Source organism: Chloroflexota bacterium, assembly GCA_016235055.1.
Classification (GTDB): Bacteria; Chloroflexota; Anaerolineae; order JACRMK01; family JACRMK01; genus JACRMK01.
The window spans coordinates 26,678-47,134 of record JACRMK010000019.1; the positions used below are offsets into that span (position 1 = coordinate 26,678).

15 protein-coding genes are annotated in these 20,457 nt (G+C 65.8%); 14 read left to right on the top strand and 1 reads right to left on the bottom strand.

Going from position 1 to position 20,457, the window contains the following annotated elements; genetic code table 11:
- Positions 1–45: 45 nt before the first annotated feature.
- Both rlmN and HZB53_05070 read left to right on the top strand, forming a co-directional pair.
- On the top strand, positions 46–1,137 hold the full coding sequence (rlmN, locus tag HZB53_05065; protein MBI5877002.1) for a 23S rRNA (adenine(2503)-C(2))-methyltransferase RlmN: 1,092 nt from the start codon (positions 46–48) through the stop codon (positions 1,135–1,137).
- A gap of 110 nt (positions 1,138–1,247) precedes the next feature.
- Positions 1,248–1,904, top strand: coding sequence for a ribulose-phosphate 3-epimerase (locus HZB53_05070; GenBank protein ID MBI5877003.1), 657 nt, complete (start codon positions 1,248–1,250; stop codon positions 1,902–1,904).
- Between the two features lie 52 nt (positions 1,905–1,956).
- On the opposite strand, the gene HZB53_05075 is transcribed toward HZB53_05070, so the two are convergent.
- The gene (locus tag HZB53_05075) at positions 1,957–2,136 is read right to left on the bottom strand and encodes a 50S ribosomal protein L28 (GenBank protein MBI5877004.1); all 180 of its coding nucleotides are present in this window, start codon (positions 2,134–2,136) and stop codon (positions 1,957–1,959) included.
- 80 nt (positions 2,137–2,216) lie between these two features.
- On the opposite strand from HZB53_05075, the gene HZB53_05080 reads away from it, so the two are divergent.
- The 12 genes from HZB53_05080 to HZB53_05135 all read left to right on the top strand — a co-directional run bounded on the left by HZB53_05080 (position 2,217) and on the right by HZB53_05135 (position 20,086).
- A complete protein-coding gene (locus HZB53_05080; GenBank protein MBI5877005.1) occupies positions 2,217–2,564 on the top strand; it encodes an Asp23/Gls24 family envelope stress response protein in 348 nt (115 codons plus the stop codon).
- Positions 2,565–2,601: 37 nt separating this feature from the next.
- Complete coding sequence (locus tag HZB53_05085; GenBank protein MBI5877006.1) at positions 2,602–4,263, top strand: DAK2 domain-containing protein; 1,662 nt, start codon at positions 2,602–2,604, stop codon at positions 4,261–4,263.
- A 23-nt stretch (positions 4,264–4,286) separates the two neighbouring features.
- Positions 4,287–5,132: a DegV family protein gene (locus tag HZB53_05090; GenBank protein MBI5877007.1), complete on the top strand. Its 846-nt coding sequence runs from the start codon at positions 4,287–4,289 to the stop codon at positions 5,130–5,132.
- Between the two features lie 76 nt (positions 5,133–5,208).
- Positions 5,209–11,367, top strand: a complete 6,159-nt coding sequence (locus tag HZB53_05095; GenBank protein ID MBI5877008.1) for a PAS domain S-box protein — start codon at positions 5,209–5,211, stop codon at positions 11,365–11,367.
- Between the two features lie 4 nt (positions 11,368–11,371).
- Positions 11,372–12,469 carry a response regulator gene (locus HZB53_05100; GenBank protein MBI5877009.1) on the top strand — a complete coding sequence of 366 codons (1,098 nt, stop codon included), beginning with the start codon at positions 11,372–11,374 and terminating at the stop codon, positions 12,467–12,469.
- On the top strand, positions 12,466–13,968 hold the full coding sequence (locus tag HZB53_05105) for a cobalamin B12-binding domain-containing protein (protein ID MBI5877010.1): 1,503 nt from the start codon (positions 12,466–12,468) through the stop codon (positions 13,966–13,968). Before HZB53_05100 ends, HZB53_05105 begins: the two co-directional genes overlap by 4 nt.
- A gap of 12 nt (positions 13,969–13,980) precedes the next feature.
- The gene (locus tag HZB53_05110; protein MBI5877011.1) at positions 13,981–14,835 is read left to right on the top strand and encodes a DegV family protein; all 855 of its coding nucleotides are present in this window, start codon (positions 13,981–13,983) and stop codon (positions 14,833–14,835) included.
- 52 nt (positions 14,836–14,887) lie between these two features.
- Positions 14,888–15,742 (top strand): DegV family protein, encoded by an 855-nt coding sequence (locus tag HZB53_05115; GenBank protein ID MBI5877012.1) that lies wholly within the window; start codon positions 14,888–14,890, stop codon positions 15,740–15,742.
- 292 nt (positions 15,743–16,034) lie between these two features.
- Positions 16,035–18,467: an ATP-dependent DNA helicase RecG gene (gene recG / locus HZB53_05120; protein ID MBI5877013.1), complete on the top strand. Its 2,433-nt coding sequence runs from the start codon at positions 16,035–16,037 to the stop codon at positions 18,465–18,467.
- Between the two features lie 8 nt (positions 18,468–18,475).
- Positions 18,476–19,048, top strand: coding sequence for a 16S rRNA (guanine(966)-N(2))-methyltransferase RsmD (gene rsmD, locus HZB53_05125; GenBank protein MBI5877014.1), 573 nt, complete (start codon positions 18,476–18,478; stop codon positions 19,046–19,048).
- On the top strand, positions 19,045–19,575 hold the full coding sequence (gene coaD / locus HZB53_05130; protein ID MBI5877015.1) for a pantetheine-phosphate adenylyltransferase: 531 nt from the start codon (positions 19,045–19,047) through the stop codon (positions 19,573–19,575). The genes rsmD and coaD overlap by 4 nt, the downstream gene beginning before the upstream one ends.
- A gap of 19 nt (positions 19,576–19,594) precedes the next feature.
- On the top strand, positions 19,595–20,086 hold the full coding sequence (locus HZB53_05135) for a hypothetical protein (GenBank protein MBI5877016.1): 492 nt from the start codon (positions 19,595–19,597) through the stop codon (positions 20,084–20,086).
- Positions 20,087–20,457: the final 371 nt, after the last annotated feature.

Genomic DNA, 20,457 nt, shown 5'->3' on the forward strand with positions numbered 1-20,457 from the left:
CACAGTCATCTGTGCCCTTCTTTGTGCGTGCGGCAGGACCGACCAATGAACCAGCCAATCCGTTTGCTCGACCTCACCTTCCCTGAACTGACACAGTTACTCGCACGGTGGGGCGAACCCGCCTACCGCGCCAAGCAGATCTGGGCGTGGCTATACACTGAACTGGCGACCGATGCAAGGGAGATGACCAATCTCCCGCTGCGACTGCGCGAGCGCATCAGCGCGGAAACCGTTATTCCGCTGATTGAGACGGCGGCCGAGCTGACCTCCGGCGACGGATACACGCAGAAAGTGCTGTTCCGTCTGACTGACGGGCAGACCATCGAGACCGTGTTGATGGGTTACAACGAGCGGCGGACGGTGTGCATCTCGACGCAGGTCGGCTGCGCCATGGACTGTCCGTTCTGCGCAACGGGACAGGCCGGCTTCACGCGCAACCTCACGGCCGGCGAGATCACGGCCCAGGTGCTGTTCATGGCGCGCCGCCTGCGCGCCCACGAGGGACCGGTCAACACGCCGTCGGCCCGCCACGCGCGTGGCGTCACCAACGTCGTGTTCATGGGCATGGGCGAACCGTTCGTGAATTATGATCCGACCTGGGCCGCCGTCGAGCGACTGACCGATCCGACCGGATTCGGCCTCGGCGCGCGGCATATCACGATCTCCACGGTCGGCATCGTCAGCGGCATTGAACGGCTGGCGGCGGAGTCGCTGCAGGTCAACCTGGCCGTCTCGCTGCACGCGCCGACCGATGAACTGCGCGACAAGGTGGTCCCGATCAACAAGCGCTTCCCGATCGCGCGGCTGATGCAGGCCGTGCGTGACTACCAGCAGCGCACGCGCCGGCGTGTGACGTTCGAGTACGCGCTGATGAGCGGCGTCAACGACGGCATCGCGCAGGCGCGCGCGCTGGCCGCATTGCTGCGTGGGCTGATTGCTCACGTGAACCTGATCCCGCTCAATCCAACCGCCGGCTCACCGCTGCAGCCGACCAGCCGCGAGCGCGCACACCAATTTCAAGCGGAGCTCGAAGAGCGCGGCATCCCCTGCACCATCCGCATTGGGCGCGGTCTCGATATCAACGCTGGATGCGGCCAATTGCGCGAGATTCACGCTGCCCAAACGCACAATAATTAGACAACTAACGCGCCCGGCTTCACGTTTGGCGCCAACTGGTAAGTTAGTACCAATTTTCGATTTTCCTTGCAATCCGCCAAGTCAATATGCTATCATAGCCTTGATTTGTGATGGTGAAACTAGCCCCTTCCGTCATCGCAGCCGATTTTGGCCGGCTGGCCGAGCAGATGTGCGCGGTGGAACACGCCGGCGCCGATGTTGTGCACTTCGATGCCATGGACGGGTGCTTCGTTCCCAACCTGTCGATCGGCCCGATGGTACTTGAGGCGGTGCGCCGCGCCACCCGGTTGCGCATTGACGCGCATTTGATGATCGAGGCGCCGGAACGCTATATCGATGCGTTCGCTAAAGCGGGCGCCGATACCATCGTTGTGCACGTCGAAGCGACTCCGCATCTGCACCGCGCGATCGAGCAGATCAAGCACCTGGGCAAGCTCGCCGGCGTGGCCGTCAATCCGGGCACCCCGGCCTTTCAACTGGAAGCGATTCTCGGCAGTGTCGACCAGGTGCTGGTCATGACCGTCAACCCCGGCTTTGGCGGACAGAGATTTATCCGGCCGATGCTGCACAAGATCGAGGCGGTGCGGCGGATGATTGGCAGCCAGGCCATCGAGCTTTGTGTGGATGGCGGCGTGGATGCTGCGACGGCGCGAGACGCCGTTTCCGCCGGAGCCGACGTGCTGGTCGCCGGCACCGCCGTATTCAGCCATCCGAACGGTGTGGCGGCGGCCATTGCCCAATTGCGCGAGTCGGCCTCGAAACATTAGAAAAGGCCAGTCGGGGACTGGCCTTGCGTTTCTTTTGAAGCCGAGAATCGATCTAGGACTTGACCTGCGAACGCATGCAGCGAGTACAAATGTCCACCCGCTTGGCCTTGCCAGCCTCACGGACGGTAGACTTCTGGATATTGAGATCAAAGCGGCGATTGGTGTGGCGTTTGGAATGGCTCACCTTGTGACCATACTGCGCGCCACGGCCGCAAACATAGCATTTAGCCAACGGACTTCACCCCTTTCAACGGTTCGTTTGTCTCAAACAGTTTATCACGAGGGACACATTTAGCAAAATTGGCAGACACCATGAACGATATCGTATCCGGCCGCATCGAAGTGTCGCCCACCGCCATCGCCTCGCTGGCATCACAGGCGGTGCTCGAATGTTATGGCGTAGTGGGCATGGCCTCGCCCAACGTGGGCAACGGGCTGGCCCAACTGCTGCACATCGAGCAGCGCAACCGCGGCGTCGAGGTGCATACGGTCGGCGAGGCGATCATCATTGACCTGTATGTGGTCCTGCAGGCCGGTACGCGATTGATGATCGTCGCGGAGGAGATCCAGCACAGCGTCAAGTTCGTCGTCGAACGCTCACTCGGGCAGCCGATCGAGGCCGTCAACGTGCATGTGCAAGGGTTGCGGCGCCAGCAGTAAGGCCGCCTCTCATCAGCAAGGAATACCCGATTCACTCATGAGCGCCAACCCTGCCGTTGACTCGCCCACCATTGAGCGCGGCCGACCATGGCTGGCCTGCACGGGGCCACAGTTTCGTATGCTGTTGCAGGCCGGCGTCGCCTGGCTGGGCATCAACCACCAGTCCATCAACGACCTGAACGTGTTCCCGGTGCCGGACGGCGATTCCGGGACCAACATGCTCTTGACGCTGCAAGCGGCATACGATGAGATCGCGCAGTCGCCAAACCACTCGGCCGGCGAGGCCTTGCAGGCAGCCGCCAAAGGCGCGTTGATGGGCGCGCGCGGCAATTCCGGCGTCATCCTCTCGCAATTCCTGCGCGGCATGGCCAATGCGATTGACGGGCGCGAGACGTTTGCCGCCACCGATCTGGCCCGCGCATTTCGCGAGGGCGCGCGGCTGGCCTATCAGGGCGTGCAGAAACCGGTCGAAGGCACCATCCTGACCGTGGCGCGCGAACTGTCGGACGCCGCGACCACGGCCGCAGCCGACTCGGACGACCTGCGCCAGGTGTTCACGCGTGCGACTGCGGAGGCCGGCCACTCCGTCGCGCGCACGCCGCAACTGCTGCCCACGCTGGCGAAAGCCGGGGTGGTCGATGCCGGCGGCCAGGGGCTGTACGTCATCCTGCAGGGCGCGCTCAAGTTTATCAACGGCGAGCGCGTCGAGTACGAACCGGGCGCCGCCGGCCGCAAGGCCGACGTGACCCAGTTGCAGGCCGAGGAAGGCTGGGGCTTCGACATCCAGTGCATCATCCGCGGCAAGCACCTCGACGTCGCGGCGATTCGCGCCAAAATCGAAGCGATGGGCGAATCGGTGCTCGTCGTCGGCGACGCCGGCACGATCAAAGTGCATGCGCACGCGCCGACGCCCGGCCCCATCCTGGACTACTGCGTGTCCGCCGGCATCGTCTCCAAGGTCATTGTCGAGAACATGGAAGAGCAATATCAGGAGATTCTGCTCACGCAGCAGCGCAAGCCGCCGATCGCCGCGGAGTCGATCAGCGGCATCGGCACGATCTCGGTCGTGTCGGGCTCGGGCCTGCAGCAGGTGTTCGAATCGCTGGGCGCGAGCCGCATCGTGTCGGGCGGCGCCACCATGAATCCGAGCGTGCAGGACATCCTGTCGGCGGTGGAAGACATCGATGCCGAGAAGATCGTCGTGCTGCCGAACGATAAGAACATCATCCTGGCCGCGCAGCAGGCTTGCCGCCTGACGTCGAAGTCGGTCCGCATCATCCCGACGACGTCGGTGCCGCAGGGCATCGCCGCCCTGCTGGCGTTCAACTTCCAGGCCGACCTGGACGCCAACGCCGAGGCGATGTCGGCGGCCATCAAGCGCGTGGCAACCGGCGAGATCACACGCGCGGTGCGCACCGTGTCGCTCGACGGCCTGGATATCCTCGACGGGCAGATCATCGGGCTGGTGAACGGCGCGCTCAACGTGGCCGGCAACGACCACAACGTCGTCGCGCTCGACATCATCCGCAAGATGAATGCCGCGCACAGCGAGATCGTGACGATCTACTACGGCCAGGATGTCACCCAGGCGGATGCCGACCGGCTGGCGGCCGACATGCGCGCCGCCTATCCGCATTTGCAGGTGGACGTCGTCAGCGGCGGACAGCCGCACATTCACTACATTCTCTCGGCAGAGTAGACGCTGCCGCCAGGCACTTACTTATGGCTCGCGTTCAAGTTGTCACGGATAGCACGGCGGACCTCGATCCAGCCGTGGCCCAGGCACTGGGCATCACCGTTGTACCGCTCAACATTCATCTGGGCAAGGATGTGCTGCGCGATGGCGTGGATGTGGACACGCCCAGGCTGGTCAAGCGCATGCGCGGCGTCAAGCACCTGCCGACGACGTCGCCGCCGACGGTGCGCGAATTCACGGACATATACGGCCAACTCGTGCGCGAGTCCGACGCGGTACTGTCGATTCACCTGTCGTCCAAGCTGAGCCAGACGGTCACGATGGCCGAGCGCGGCGCACTGCCATACATCGGCCGCAAGAAGATCGTGGTGCTCGACTCGCTGTCGGCCTCGCGCGGCCTGGGGTATCTGGCCATCAGCGCGGCGCAGATGGCGCGCGACGGCATGCCGATCGAGGAACTGGTGCGCTCGCTGCGCACACTCATCCCGCACGTGTATCTGGTCTTCTTTACGGAAACCACCGAGCCGTTGATCCGCAGCGGGCGGCTGCGCCTGGCGCCGGCAGTAGCCGGGGTGGCGCCCACGGCCAAATCGCTGCTGGCCATCGAGGACGGCGAGTTGATCCCGCTGGAAAAAGTCCGCACGCGGCAGCGCGCGATCGAGAAGCTGGCGGAGTTCACGCTTGAGTTCCCGCACGTGCGCGGGCTGACCGTGCTGCATGCCAACAATGAGGCCGAGGTCAAAGAGCTGATCGACCGCATCCACGAGCAAACGCCGGCCGCGCAGATCGACATCGCCATGTACGGCCCCGCGCTGGCAACACATGTCGGGACCGATGCAATCGGCATGGTGATCTTCGAAGAGGCCGGGTAGCCCCGGCCCGCGAGCCGCCCCGCCGGCGCCGATGCACGACGGGCGGTCCGGTCGCCGAGCCGCGCTCCCCATCGCTATGGACACCCGAACCGGCGCCGCACTGCTGGCCAGCGACCGCACCGAAGTCGTTGACGCTTGGCGCGCCGAGCTGACCGCGCTCGGCTACGCCCCCTGCCTGCAGGCAGCGACCGGCGCGGAGGCGCTGGCGCTGGCCGATCAATACCGGCCAGCGCTGACGCTCATCGACCGCCGTCTGGGCGGAGCCATCGACGCCCGCACCGTCGCGCTTCGCATCCGCGCCGAAATCGATGGCCCGGCGCTGGTCATTCAACCCGATGGCCTGCCCGACGACACGCCGGATCCGGATACCCTCAGCGGCCCGCTGGCCGGGCAGGCCCTGAAGCTGGCCATCGCCCTGGCCGGGCGCGACCAGGAAGCCGCCCGCCTGCGCCGCGAGGTGCATGACCTCCACGAGCAGCACGGCATCTACCGCTTGATCTCCGATACCAGCGCCGAACTGATCGCCGTGGTAGACCGCGACGGTCACCGGATTTACAACAGCCCGTCATACCAGACGGTCCTCGGCTACAGCCCCGACGATCTCAAAGGCAGCTGGGCCTTCGAGCAGATACACCCCGACGACCGCCCTAAGGTTATGCAGGCCGCGCAGGCAGCCGCAGAGTCCGGCATCGGACGGCAGCTCGAGTACCGCATCCGCCACCAGCGCGGCGACTGGCGCACGATTCGCTCGGCCTCGACGGCCATTCGCGGCCCGTCCGGCGAGATCTCGCACCTGGTCATCTCCGCGCACGATGTCACTGACGAGAAGCGGCTGGAAGCAGAAATGCGCACGCGCGACCGCCGACTCGTTGACGTGGTTGACCGGGCCAGCGACATCATCTACCAGACCGACGAGTTCGGCCGCTTCGCCTTCTACAATCACGTGGTCACCGACCTGCTGGGCTATGACCTGCGCGAATTGATGGGACGGCATTACCTCGACGTGGTGCATCCGGCCTTCCGACGTGAGGCGCAGAATCACTATCGCCGGCAATTTGCCCATCGGGTGCCATCCACCTACCTGGAGTTCATTATCCAGGCCAAGGACGGGCGCGAGGTCTGGGTCGGCCAGAACGTGCAACTGCTCACCGAAGGCGAGCGCATCGTCGGCTTTCAGGCCGTGGCCCGCGATATCACCGAGCGCAAGCACGCCGAGGCTATGCTGCATCAGACGCTGCGCGAATCGCAGGTGCGCCAGTCGCTGCTGTTCCAGCAGACGCCGCTGGCGGCGATCGAGTGGAGCCCGGCGCTCGAAATCATCGACTGGAACCCGGCCGCCGAGCGGCTCTTCGGCTACGGCCGCAACGAGATGCTCGGCCGGCCCGCGGCCGGCCTGATCGCATCAGACCCGCGCGACCTGACCGAGCAGGTCACGCGCACGCTGAAAACGGGCGGTTTCGTCGCCACCATGCAGAACCGCACCCGCGACGGTCGCTCGCTCATCTGCGAGTGGCATCACACGCCGCTGATTGACGATAGCGGGCGCGTGCTTGGCGTGGCGTCGCTGGCGCTCGATACCACCGAACAGCGCCAGGCGGAGGTCGCCGTCCGCAGCCAGTCCCGATTCCTGGAAGCGCTGCGTGAAACGACCATCGCCCTCATCAATCAGCGCGGGCAGGCCGAAACCCTCAGCGTGCTGGTCGAGCGCGCGGCCGCGCTTGCCGCCACAGCGCACGTCTGCGTCGTGTGGCCGGAAGGCGCCGGCCGGCCGATGGCGCTGCAATCCGGCTCCGGCACATTCGCCGGCGGCCTGTTGCCCGCAGCGGTCCAATCAGCCATTGGCGCGGCCTGGGAATCGCGCAGCACAGTCATTGCCGCATGGCGCCCGCCCGGCGTCGCTGCGGCCAGCGAGACTGAAGCGGACACCGCGACGTTCGCTGCCGTGCCACTGGCGCTCGGTGCGCGCATCATCGGCGTGCTGGGCATCGGCTACGACGATGCGCGCGCGCTCACGCCGATCGACGTTTCGCACCTGGAGCAGTTTGTCGAGGTCGGTGCGATCGCCCTGGAAAACGAGCGGCTGTACGATTCGGCGACCCGCGAGCTTTCCGAGCGCGAGCAGTTGGAGCGCCGCTTGCACGAACTGCTGGCGCGGCGCGGGCGACAAGCCGAGCAGTCGGCCGCCGTGGCCGGCAGCATCGCGCAGGTGCTCGGATCGGCCGCCGATCTGGACGGGCTGTACCGTCAGGCGGCCGCGCTGGTTGTCTCGCATTTCGGTTACGATCAGGTGCGCATCTACCGCTGGTCGCGGGCGGCCGATCGTCCGTGGCTCGTCGCCGAGGCGACCGTGGGACACCCGCTGGCCTCCACCGTCGACAGCAAACCTGCCGACGGCATCGTGCTTCAGGCGGCAATCACCGGGCGCTCGGTGCTGGCCGAACCCGGCGCGCGTGGTGAATCGTCGGGCGAGCTGGCCGTGCCCATCCGGCTGGGCGCTGACGTGATCGGTGTGCTCGATATCGGCCACGCGGGCGATCGGCTCAGCGTGGATGACCAGCTCAGCATGGAAGGCCTGTCCAGCCTGATTGCCGTGGCCGCGGAGAGCATGCAATTGTTCCAACAGGTCAGCGGCAGCCTTGAGGCCAGCGCGCGCATGAACACGGCGCGCTCGTTCGCCGATATCCTGGAGACACTGGGCGGCCACACCGAGTTGGGACGCAACGCAGCCCGCATCGCGATCCTGTACTTCAACGAGCCGTGGACCGCCGAGGTTGTGCCCGAGTTCGCGCTCAGCGTCGCCAGCCGGCCCGAGCGACTGCTCGCCTGTGGCGCCGACGCGATCCCGGTGCGCAGCACGTCGCTTCAGTGGCTGTTCGCCGACGATGAGCCGATCGTCATCGAAGACACGGAGACGGACCTGCGCATCGATGATCGCTCGCGCGAGGGCGTCATACGGGTCCCCGGCGCGCGCACCGTGGTCAGCGTGCCGCTGATTACCGCCGGGCAGCGCATCGGCATGATCATGCTGCACCTGGCCGCGCCGACGAGCGTCACCGACGACGCCCTGCGCCAGTTTGTCGCGCTGGCCCGGCAGGCCGCCGCCGCCACCGCCAACCTGCAGCTGGTATCGGAACTTGAAGAGCGCATCCAGGCGCGCACGACGCAGTTATCAGTCGCCAACACGCAATTGACCGCGCAAAACTCGTTCATGTCGGCCCTGCACGAAACAGCGCTCGGACTGATGAACCGCCTGGACCTTTCGGAACTGCTGGAGAGTATCGTCGCGCGCGCCGCCAGCCTCTCGCACACCTCGCACGCCTTCATGTTTCAACTGGATGCGGGCGGCGAGAGCATGACGATGGTCGTCGGCACCGGTTTCTTCCGCCAGCGCAACGGCGACGTCATACGGCCGGGACAGGGCGCGGCCGGCGCGGCATGGCAGAACGGCGAACGGCTGGCCCTGAACGACTATGCGCAGTGGCCGGGACGGTTCGCGGATCCGGTGTTCGACCAGTTGAGCTCGTTGCTGGCCGTGCCGCTGAAGTCGGGCCGCAAAGTGCTGGGCGTGCTGGGGTTGGGCCACACCGCCGCGGAGCCGGTCTTCAGCGATCTCGAAGTCGACCAGGTCATCCAGTTCGCGGAATTGGCCAGTATCGCGCTGGACAACGCGCAGTTGTTTTTTGCCGCGCAGGAAGAAGTCATCGAGCGCACGCGCGCCGAAGAACGCATGCGCCAGCAGAACGAGTTCCTCAGCGCGCTGAACGAAACCGCGCTGGCGCTGATCGCGCAGCGCGACACGACGGAGATCCTGCGTACTTTGCTTGCGCGCGCCAACGCGCTGTTCCAGGCCCCCGGCGGCTTCATTCACCTGCTCGACCGCGATGGGCAGGCGATGCGCCTGACCGTCGGCACCGGTCTGGCCGGTCGCCTGTCGTCGGGACCGATCGAGCGCGGCAGTGGATTGGCTGGCGCGGTGTGGGAAACAGGCCGGCCGCTCGTGCTCGACGACTACCGCACCTGGCACCGGCGCCCCGACGGCGACCAGAGCGACTTCATCCGCGCGGTGGCGGCCGTCCCGCTGACATCCGGCGGCGAGGTCATCGGCGTGCTCGGCGTGGCGCACGAAAAGGGCGGCCGCTATTTCACCTTTGACGACGTGCACGCGCTGGAGCAGTTCGCGCAGATGGCGTCGATCGCCCTGTACAACGCCCGGCTGATCGCCGAGGCCCAGGCCGGCCGCGATGCGGCGCTCGACGCGGCGCGGCTCAAGAGCGAGTTCCTGGCCAATATGAGCCATGAGATCCGCACGCCGATGAACGCCGTGATCGGCATGACCGGCCTGCTGGCCAACACCGTGCTGGAAGCGCACCAGCGCCACTATGTCGAAAGCATTCGCAACGCCAGCGACACGCTCCTGACGATCATCAACGACATCCTGGACCTGTCGAAGATGGAAGCGGGCAAGATGCGGCTGGAGAACATCGAGTTCGAGCCGCTGATCGCCCTCGAGGAAGCCGCCGAGCTGCTGGCGCCCCGTGCGCGCGAGAAGAACCTTGCGCTGCTGACGTTCACTGCGCCGGATGTGCCGACCTCCCTGCGCGGCGACCCGGTGCGCCTGCGGCAGGTGCTGATCAACCTGATCGGCAACGCCGTCAAGTTTACGGAGCGCGGCGAGGTCGTCGTCACGGCGGAGATTGCGCAGCAGGACAACAACCAGATCACGCTGCGCTTCGCGGTCCAGGATACCGGCGTCGGCATCGCGGCCGCGGCGCTGCCGCGCCTGTTCGAGCCGTTCACACAGGCCGACGGCTCCACGACGCGGCGCTTTGGCGGTACCGGTCTCGGCCTCTCGATTGTCAAACGTCTGGCCGAACTGATGGGCGGAACGATCGAGGTCACGAGCGCGGAAGGCGCCGGCTCGACGTTCTCGTTCACCGCCCGGTTCGAGCGTGTGGCACTGGCGGCGCCGGTCGGCGCGCTGCCGGCCGACCTGGCGCGGCTGCACGTGCTCGCCGTGGACGACAGCGATGCCAGCCGCAGCATCCTGCGGCGCTACATTGAATCATGGGGCATGGCGTGCGACGAGGCCGCCGGCGCCGAGCACGCCCTGGCCGACATGCGGGCAGCGGTCGCCGCCCGCAATCCGTACGATGTGGCGATTGTCGATCTGGTCATGGCCGGCGCCGACGGGTTCCGCTTCGCGCAGCGCGTGCGGGACGACGAGGCGCTGCGGCGCACGAAGTTGATCCTGCTGACGGCGTTCGATGAGCATGGTCTCGGCGAGCGCGCGCTGGGGATCGGTTTCGCCGCCTACCTGACCAAGCCGATCAAGCAGTCGTTCCTGTTCGACGCTATTGCGCGCGCCATGCACGAGCTGACCGGCAGCGCGAGCCGCGCGGGCGACGCCGCGACAGCGGCGACCCGCGCCGAGAGCACTGCGCCGGCCCGGTTTGCGCCCGGCACGGCCGTGCTGGTCGCCGAAGATCACCCGGTCAACCAGGAAGTGGCCGTACTGCAACTGCGGCACCTGGGTATCACCGCGCATGTCGTCGGAAACGGCCGCGAAGCCGTCGCCGGTGTGGCAAACCACACCTACGGGCTGGTGCTGATGGACTGCCAGATGCCGGACATGGACGGCTACGAAGCGGCGCGGGCGATTCGCCGGGCCGAGGCCGCCACCGGCGCGCACCTGCCGATCATCGCCATGACTGCACACGCCATGCAGGGCGACCGCGAATTGTGCCAGGCCGCCGGCATGGACGACTACATCGCCAAGCCCGTCACCCTGGAGAAGCTGCAAGCCGTGCTCTCGGTATGGTTGCCGGCCGCGACCGCGGCCAGGCCGGCAGCAGCGGGCGCCTCAGCCGCCGAGCCGGCGGGTGAGCTGCCCAGCGTGGATGTGAAAGTGATCGCGGACCTGAAAGAGATGTCTGCCGGCGATGCCTCATTCATCCGGCGGCTGATCACGGCGTATCTCGCGCAGACTGAAGAGTTACTGCCGGCGATTCGCCAGGCGATCGCGCGCGGCGACGCCGAAGCCTTGCGGCAGTCGGCGCACAAGCTGAAAGGCGGCAGCGCATCGCTCGGCGTCAAGGCGCTGGCGGCGCGCTGCCTCGAACTGGAGAATTTGGGCCGCGCCGGGCTGACCGACGGCGCAGGTGCACTGGCTGCCCAGGCCGCAACGGAGTACGCCCGCGCCAAGGCCGCGCTTGAACACGCCATGTCAGAGGAGTAGCCGGATGAGCTCAGCCACAAATCGCCCGTCATCGCTGGTGCTGGTGGTTGACGATGACGCCGTCAGCCGCATCATGCTGCGCCGCAGCCTGGAACTATACGGCTATCAGGTCATCGAAGCGGACGACGGCGAGCAGTGCCTGTCCATTGTATCGCAACAGATGCCGGACCTGATCGTGCTGGACGGCGTCATGCCGCGCATGGACGGCTTCACGGTGCTCAGCCGGCTGCGCGCCGAAGACCGCACCCGCGCCGTGCCGATCTTGATGTTGACAGCGCTCCAGGACGTAGCCTACAAGGTGCGTGGGTTCGAGCTGGGCGCCGACGACTTCCTGAACAAGCCGATCGATCGCGTGGAACTGGTTGCGCGCGTGCGCGCCCTACTGCGCCTGAAGCAGTACCATGACGAGCTTGAGCAGAAGAACGTGCTGCTGCGCCAGGCGCTTTCGCGCTATGTGGTCGAGGACGTGGCAAACGAGTTGCTGTCGCACAAGCAGTCAAACCTGTATGTCAGCGGACAGTCCAGCCGCGTCAGCGTGCTGTTTGCAGACATACGCGGTTTTCCCGGCTACATGCCCGGCCACGATGCGCAGGCGGTCATCCGCCTGATCAACACAATCTTCGCGCGGCTCGTGCCGGTCGTCTTCGCGCATCGCGGCACGTTCAACAAAACCATGAGCGAAGCGTTCGCCGCGTTCTTCGGCGCGCCGGTTCCCTACCCGGACGACGCCCTGCGCGCCGTGCAGAGCGCCGTGCAGATGCAGTCGGCGTTCGCGGCGCTGCAGGACGAGCAGCCCGAGCTAAAATCGTTCAGCCTCGGCATCGGCGTGTACACCGGCGACGCGGTCGTCGGCTACGTCGGCTCCGATCAGGCGATGGATTACACCATCCTGGGCGTCCCGCCTAATGCAGCCAGAGGGCTGGCCGAGTTTGCGGGCAGCGGGCAGATTCTGCTCGACCAGAATACGGCCGGACTGCTCGGCAGCCGGGCCGTGATCGAATCAGCCCCACCGCTGGTCATGCAGCGCAAGGGCGAGCCGGGAACCGTTGAGTCGGTCCGGTTGGTCTCCCTGCCCGGCGATGCGGCACAGGCCAAATCATGAGGGTACTGTTGATCGAGCCGCAGGAGCACGCGCGTGTGCTCGGGCTGAGTCGCTTCATATGCGTCGAACCGCTCGCGCTGGAGACCATCGCGGCCAACGTGGCGCTGGACGGGCACGAAGCGCGCATCCTTGATATGCGCCACGACAACGGACTGGAAGCATTGCTGGACGACTTCGATCCGTCCGTGGTGGGCATCACCGGCTACACACCGGACGCGCCGGAGATGCTGCGCATTGCACGGGCTGTGAAGCGACACAATCCCATTGCGTTTGTCGTAGTCGGCGGGCACCACGCCACCATGTGCCCGGACGACTTCGCCAACCCGGCCGTCGACGCGGTGCTGACCGGCGACGGCGAACAGGCCGTGCGCCATCTGTGCCGCCAGTTGAGCGGCCAGCGGCCCGTGGCGGATGTGTCGGGCCTGTACCTGCGCACGAACGGGCACTGGGCGGCCAGCGGCCCCGAAGATGCGCTGGAGACGCTGGACACGACGCCGCATCCGGCACGCGACCTGGTCGGCAAGTATCGCAACCAGTATTTCTTCTGGTTCTGGGACCCGCCCGTGCCGATTGAGACGGCGCGCGGGTGCCCGTTCCGCTGCAACTACTGCTCGGTGTGGAACTTCAATCGCGGCGCGTCGCGCTTCCGTTCGACCGACGGCGTGATGGAGGAACTGGCGCAGCTGCCCGACGGCGCGCGCTCGGTCTTCTTCGCCGACGACCACTTCCTGCAGCACATGCCGCGCGCCGTGGCGCTGGCCGACCGTATCGCGCGCGACGGCCTCCAGTTGCGTTTCTCGTTCCAGACCCGCTCGGACTCGGTCGTGCGGCGACCGGACGTGATCGAGCAGTGGGCCAAAGCCGGGCTGTTCACCGCCTTCATCGGCTTTGAGGCGGCGCGGCAGGCCGAGCTCGACGCGATGCACAAGTCGAGCAGCGTGCGCGTCAACGCCGAGGCGGCGCGCATCCTGCACGAGAACGGCGTGCACATCTGGGGCGCGTTCATCGTCGACCCATCGTGGGTGGAAGCCGATTTTTCGCAGTTGATTGACTACGTGAAGACGATGCGCGTCGGTTTCCCGCAGTTCACCGTGATGACGCCGCTGCCCGGCACCGAGATCTTCGCGGCGCAGCGCGCGCAACTGACGACCGGCCAGCACCACCTGTTCGACCTGGCGCATGCCGTCGTGCCGACACGCCTGCCGCTGGAGAAGTTCTACGAGCAGATGGCGCGGCTTTACGCCGAAACCACCATGTCGCTCAGCGACGTGAAGCGCTACATTCGCGCCGGCGTTTTCCCGGTTAGCGCATTACAGCGCGCAAAGCATGTCCTGCAGCAGATGACCGATCCGCAGTCCTACCTGGCCGGGCACGACCCGACTGTATTCAGCGCGCCGATGCGCGCGGCGCGCGCGGAGTTTCGCGGCGCCCGACCCGGGTTGGAAGCCGTGCCGGCCTGGGCCGAAGGGCGCGTCGTCGAAGAGTTGCGTTTGTCCTGATAAGGAGTCCGAATGGGCCAGATCCAGATCGTCACCGATTCGTCATGCGATGTCCCGCCCGAGATCCAGAAGGAGCTCAATATCACCGTCGTGCCGATGAATATTCACTTCGGCACCGAGACGTTCCAGGAAGGCGTCACGATGACGGCCACCGAGTTCTACGCGCGGCTCATACGCGACGGCACGAGCATCCTGCCAAAGACATCGCAGCCGTCGCCGGGCGCGTTCCGCGAGACGTTTCAGCGGGTCGCCCACGATTCACGCGACATCATTGCGCTGCACGTCTCGTCGGCGCTGAGCGGCACCTACAACGCCGCCCTGACGGTCGCGCGCGAGATGAACGAAGCGCGCGAGGCGCACATCACGGTCATCGATTCGCGCAATGCCAGCATGTGCCTCGGCTGGATGGTCATCGCCGCGGCGGAGGCGGCCCAGCGCGGCGAATCGTATGCTGACATCCTTAACCTGGTGCTGGACATGATCCCGCGGCTGCACATCCCATCCATGCTCGAAACGCTGGAATACGTGCGCGCCGGCGGGCGCATCGGCAAGGCGCAGGCGTTTCTCGGCACCATACTGAACATCAAGCCGATTCTTGGCATCGAGGGCGGCGAGGTCATCCCGATTGAGAAGGTGCGCACACGCGGCAAAGCGATGGAGCGGCTGGTCGACATCACGCGTCACTATATGCCGTTCGAGGACATCGCCGTGATGCACACCGCCTCGCCGGAGGCCGCCAACGAGGTCGTCAACCTGCTCGCGCCCCACCATCCGCGCGAGCGCATTATCATCGCCCAGACCTGCGCCGCCATCGGCGCGCACGTCGGTCCGGGCGCCATCGGCGTCTGCGTGGTGTCGCAAAAGTGAGCGCTGCGTCCTTCGCGTGCGTCCCCACGGCGCGGAAGGAGGCCGCACGACCATGAAGCCGATCGCAATCGTAACCGACAGCACGTGCGACTTGCCGGCCAGCCTTGTTCACGCATTGCAGATTCATGTCGTGCCGTGCAACGTGCATTTCGGCACCGAGATGTTTCGCGAAGGGATCGACCTGAACAACGAGCAGTTCTTCCAGCGGCTGCGCACCAGCCCGGAACTGCCGAAAACGTCGCAGCCCTCGGTCGGGGCATTTCTGGAGGTGTACCAACCACTGGCCACTCGCGCATCGGCAATTGTGTCCGTTCATCTCGCAGGCAAGCTGAGCGGCACACTGCAATCCGCCACGCTCGCCGCCAAGGAGATTACCGGCATCCCAATCGCGACGATCGATTCGGGATCGTGTTCTATGGGGATCGGATGGCTGGCCGTCATCGCCGCCCGCGCCGCGCAGGCGGGACAGGAGTTCGACAGCATCGTGCGCACGGTGACGGATGCGCGAGAGCGGTTGCGTGTCCTGGCGCTGCTGGAAAACCTGACCAATGTGCTCAAAGGCGGCCGCCTTGGCAAGGCGGAGGCGATGCTGGGCACCATGTTCAGCGTCAAGCCGATCATCGCGATCGACCACGGCGAAGTCAAGCCGGTCGAGAAGATTCGCACGTGGGGGCGCGCCGTCTCGCGTCTGGCCGAGATGACGCAGTTGTTCGCGCCGTGCGACGAAGTGGCGGTACTGCACGCGCAGGCGCCCGGCGAAGCCGAGGCGCTGGCGGCGCGACTCAGCGCGTTTCACCCGCGCGACCGCATGGTTGTGACCGAAGTCGGCGCGGTGCTCGGCACGCACACCGGCGTCGGTGCAGTCGGCATCGCGGTCGTGCAATCGGCGCCGCACCCGTCCGCGTAAGGAGTGCAGCAATTCTCATTTTGGAGTCGGCTGCCAATATGCCCCTCATCCCCTGCCCCTGCTCCCCCGCGCGCGCGGGGGAGCAGGGGAAAAGCTAACGGGGAGGGCAGCGCCACTTTTTCGGCGGGCCAGCTTGCGTCACAAGCGCCTGAGAGCCAGCGCATCGCAAGCGGCATTGGAAAGTACCCGTCCAAAGCCAAATTGAGAATTGCTGTAAGGAGTGCTCGCCGCTTGCGCGTTGTCCGCGATTTGTTACAATGATGACCAATCCTGAGCGAGGCCTTTAGACGCATTGATCAATTACGAGCGACTGGAAAGAATCCTGCAGCATGAACTGCGCAGCGGCTGCGGCAATCGTGCGGTCATCAACGGACTCGAATCGTTCGTCCTCGTGTGGCGCGAGCAGTCGCTGGCGCAATCCACCGGCGATGACGAGCGGGCGCGCGTTGGCGCCATTGCGGCCGGCCTTGACGGCTATGCCGCTCTGGAGGTGCCCCAGCGTGAGGAATCGCTGCGCCGTGTCCTCAGCATGCTGGCCGACGGCGGCCCCGTGGCGCGTGCACCGACCGCGGCATCTCAGCCGCCGCAGACGCCCCGGCCGGCCGCGCCGCCAGCGGCCGCCAGCGCACGCCCGGTGCCGCCGCCCCGGCGCGAACGAGCGCCTGCGCGCGCCGCGCCCGTTGCCAACCTGTCGGTGCCGGTCACCGCAGTGCGCGGCGTCGCCGCCGCCAATGCGGTGAAACTGGCCAAGCTCGGCATTGCGACGGTCGACGATCTGCTGAACTACTACCCGCGCCGGCACGTAGACTATTCGGCGCTCAAGACGATCGACCACCTGGTATTCGGCGAGGACGTGACGGTCATCGGCACCGTGACGGAGGTCAAGACCTTCGAAACGCGCCGCGGGCTGCGTATCACCGATGTGACCATCAGCGACGACACGGGCGCATTTATCGCGCGCTATTTCCAGGCTCCGTACCTGCGGCAGCGCCTGCGGCCCGGCCATCTCATCTCGGTCAGCGGCCGCGTCGGCGAGCACCTTGGCCGGATCGTCATGAGCGCGCCGGAGTGGGAGCTTGTCCAGCCGGACATGCTGCGCAGCGGCAAGATTATCGCCCACTACCGCCTGACCGAAGGCGTCTACCCGCGCACATTCCGCGAGATCATCCGGCATGCCGTTGATACGTTTGCCGGGACCGCGGCCGATCATTTGCCCATGGGGATGCGCCAGCGGGCGCGGCTACTCGACCTGCCGACCACGCTCCGGCAAATCCACGCGCCGGAATCGATGCAAATGCTCGAGAAGGCGCGCCGGCGGCTCGCGTTCGACGAGTTCCTGCTGATTCAGATGAACGTGCTGCGCCAGCGCAAGCAGTGGCAATCGCAGCCGGCGCTGCCGCTGCCCGGCGACGAACACGCACTCGACCCGTTCATTGGCGGGCTGCCGTTCCCGCTGACCGGCGCGCAGCAGCGCGTCATCGATGAAATCCGGCGCGACATGGGCCAGCCGATTCCCATGAGCCGCCTGCTGCAGGGCGACGTCGGCGCCGGCAAGACCGTGGTGGCCGCCGCGGCCGCGCAGGTCGCGCTGCACAACGGCCGTCAGGTCGCGATCATGGCGCCAACCGAAATCCTGGCCGACCAGCACTTCCGCACGTTCACACGCCTGTTCGGCGGCGCGGTAGCCATTCGTCTGTTGACCGGCTCGCAGTCGAAGAAAGAGAAGGATGCCGTCAAAGCGGAGATCGCGAACGGTGCGGCACAGATCGTCGTCGGCACGCACGCGTTGATCCAGGACGGCGTCGACTTCAAGGCCTTGAGCCTGGTCGTAGTCGACGAGCAGCACCGTTTCGGCGTCGAGCAGCGCGCCACGCTTCGGCAAAAAGGTTTCAACCCGCACATGCTGGTGATGACCGCCACGCCGATTCCGCGCACGCTGTCGCTGACGTTGTATGGCGATCTGGACCTGTCGGTACTTGACGAACTGCCGCCCGGCCGCCAGCCGATCGTCACCTCGGTGCGCGCGCCGTCCGAGCGGGAGCGCACCTATGCGTTCATCGCGGGACAGGTGCGCCAGGGCCGCCAGGCGTTTGTCATTTGCCCGCTCGTGGAAGAATCGGATAAACTAGAGTCGAAGGCCGCGGTCGCCGAGCACAAGCGGCTCGAGAGTGATGTGTTTCCGACGCTCAAGCTGGGCCTGTTGCACGGGCGCATGAAGGGCAGCGAAAAAGACGACGTCATGCGCGGGTTCCTGAACCGCGAGTACGACATTCTGGTATCGACGTCGGTCGTGGAAGTTGGCATCGACGTGCCCAACGCCAGCGTCATGCTGATCGAGGGCGCCAACCGCTTCGGGCTGTCACAGTTGCACCAGTTTCGCGGCCGGGTCGGGCGCGGCCCGCACGCGTCGTACTGCGTCCTGCTGGCCGACTCGGAGACCGAGCAGAGCTTGCAGCGCCTGGCGATCATGGAGCAGACGCAGGACGGCTTCCGGCTGGCCGAGGAAGACCTGAAAATGCGCGGACCGGGCGAGTTCTTCGGCACGCGTCAGTCCGGCATCCCCGACCTGCACGTGGCCCAGTTGACCGACGTGCGCGTGCTCGAGGACGCGCGGCAGGAAGCGCAATCGTTGTTTGCGCGCGATCCCGAACTGCAGGCGCCCGAGCACGAACTGCTGGCGCGCCGGCTGGCGCAGCGGCTGCGCGCCAGCGGCGACTTGAGCTAGGGACCGTTATGCGCGTTATCGCCGGCACGGCGCGCGGGCGCGAGGTGCGCGCCCCGCGCGGCATGAGCACCCGCCCGATGATGGACATCGTCAAGGGCTCGCTCTTTAATATGCTTGATGCGCTGGATGGCGTCGGCGGACGCGTGCTCGACCTGTTTGCCGGATCGGGGTCGCTCGGCATCGAAGCATTGAGCCGCGGCGCCGAGTTCGTGGATTTTGTCGAGCAGGATCGCGACGCCTGCCGGGTTCTGCGCGAGAACCTTGTGCGGCTCGGTTTCGACGCCCAGGCGCGGATTCACATGCGTACGGTGGAGCAGTACCTGGGTGGCACACCGGTGGCGTACGACCTGCTGTTCATGGACGCGCCGTATCCGGCGCGCGTCTCGGCCGCCCTGCTGGAGCGCATCGCCGGCGGCGTTTGGCTGGCGCCGGACGGCGTGGTGTGCATCGGCCATCACAAGCACGAGGATATGCCGGAGGCCGCCGGCCTGCTGGAGCGGATCAAGTACCGCTGTTTCGGCGCGTCGTGCATATCCATTTATGCCGTGCCGGAAGCCAACACGGGGGATAACAACGTATGACCATTGCCGTCTACCCGGCCACTTTTGACCCCATCCACAACGGCCATATCGATATTGCCGTCCGCGCGGCGCGCATCTTCGACGTCGTGATCGCGGCCGCGTACGCGCGGCCGTCGAAAAACGTCATGTTCTCGGTCGCGGAACGTCTCGAACTGCTGCGGCAGGCGTTCAAGGGCATGCGCAACATCCAGGTTGCGTCGTATGACACACTGACGGTGGATTTTGCGCGCGACCGCAACGCCACCGTCATCATCCGCGGCCTGCGCGACGTGTCGGACTTTGAACTGGAGTTCAAGCAGGCACTGATGTACCGGCACCTGATGCCCGACGTGGATGTCGTCAACTTCATCACCAACAGCGACTACGGCTACGTGAGTTCCAGCCTGCTCAAAGAAGTCGCGATGCTCGGCGGCAATATCGACCAGTTGGTGCCGCCGCATGTGGCGATCGCCATGCGGGACAAACTGCGCGCCATGGACGTCGAGGCGCGCGCGCAAGTCAAAATGGTCGCACTCTCAAACGACTGACCAACCCGGAGCCGAATCCATGGACATTCTCTTCCTCGTTGACAAGCTCGAAAAACTCGTGCAGGACAGCCGCAAGATGCCGCTGAGCAACCTGCGATTGATCGACGAGCATGCGATGCTGGAGTTGGTCGATCAACTGCGCACGACAATTCCGGAAGAGGTCAAGACGGCGCGGCAAATTCAGCAGCAGAAAGACCGCATCATCGCGCAGGGCAAGGAAGAGGCCAACCGGCTGGTCGAGATTGCGCGCCAGCAGGCGAACGACATGCTTTCCACCAGCGAGGTGTCGCGCGCCGCCGAGGGGCGCAGCCGCACGATCATCGAGCGCGCCCAGCGCGAGGCCGCCGACATTCGGCGCGGCGCGGACGGCTACGCCGAGCAGGTGCTGCGGGTGCTGGATGAGCGCGTATCCCAGGCACAGCACCAGATCCGCAGCGGTCTGGTCGAACTGTCCAATCGCCACAACGAGAGCGAGCCTCAGGACGACGAGGCGGGGCCGTCAGGCAGCTGAGGTCAGGGCAGGCCTAGGGCGGCGGCCTCGTATCGACGTGATATTCAGGAAGGCGCAAGGAACAACCTGGCGCCTTTCTCATTTGATCTCCGGTAATTGTTTAGCGCATCTGCAGACGGGCATTCATTGGCTCATGTCCGGCCCCGACAATCACGCGACAGTCGCATGCGCGATATTTCTGGCGCGACCCGTATTGAACTCTCAATTGAGAGTTTTTCAGTAGCGCCTCACCCCCTCATCCCCCTTGTCATTACCCAAATTACTGCAATCGAAAGGAACGGGTAGATAATGGGTTGACGAACAACCGGTCATACACGGAGCGAATAGACCATGGGCCTGCCACCGATCCTCGACGCTACACAGTGGGCTGA

Bases quoted from the DNA above. Each gene is read 5' to 3' on its own strand.
- rlmN (MBI5877002.1), top strand. From the start codon at position 46: ATGAACCAGCCAATCCGTTTGCTCGACCTCACCTTCCCTGAACTGACA.
- HZB53_05070 (MBI5877003.1), top strand. From the start codon at position 1,248: ATGGTGAAACTAGCCCCTTCCGTCATCGCAGCCGATTTTGGCCGGCTG.
- HZB53_05080 (MBI5877005.1), top strand. From the start codon at position 2,217: ATGAACGATATCGTATCCGGCCGCATCGAAGTGTCGCCCACCGCCATC.
- HZB53_05085 (MBI5877006.1), top strand. From the start codon at position 2,602: ATGAGCGCCAACCCTGCCGTTGACTCGCCCACCATTGAGCGCGGCCGA.
- HZB53_05090 (MBI5877007.1), top strand. From the start codon at position 4,287: ATGGCTCGCGTTCAAGTTGTCACGGATAGCACGGCGGACCTCGATCCA.
- HZB53_05095 (MBI5877008.1), top strand. From the start codon at position 5,209: ATGGACACCCGAACCGGCGCCGCACTGCTGGCCAGCGACCGCACCGAA.
- HZB53_05100 (MBI5877009.1), top strand. From the start codon at position 11,372: ATGAGCTCAGCCACAAATCGCCCGTCATCGCTGGTGCTGGTGGTTGAC.
- HZB53_05105 (MBI5877010.1), top strand. From the start codon at position 12,466: ATGAGGGTACTGTTGATCGAGCCGCAGGAGCACGCGCGTGTGCTCGGG.
- HZB53_05110 (MBI5877011.1), top strand. From the start codon at position 13,981: ATGGGCCAGATCCAGATCGTCACCGATTCGTCATGCGATGTCCCGCCC.
- HZB53_05115 (MBI5877012.1), top strand. From the start codon at position 14,888: ATGAAGCCGATCGCAATCGTAACCGACAGCACGTGCGACTTGCCGGCC.
- rsmD (MBI5877014.1), top strand. From the start codon at position 18,476: ATGCGCGTTATCGCCGGCACGGCGCGCGGGCGCGAGGTGCGCGCCCCG.
- coaD (MBI5877015.1), top strand. From the start codon at position 19,045: ATGACCATTGCCGTCTACCCGGCCACTTTTGACCCCATCCACAACGGC.
- HZB53_05135 (MBI5877016.1), top strand. From the start codon at position 19,595: ATGGACATTCTCTTCCTCGTTGACAAGCTCGAAAAACTCGTGCAGGAC.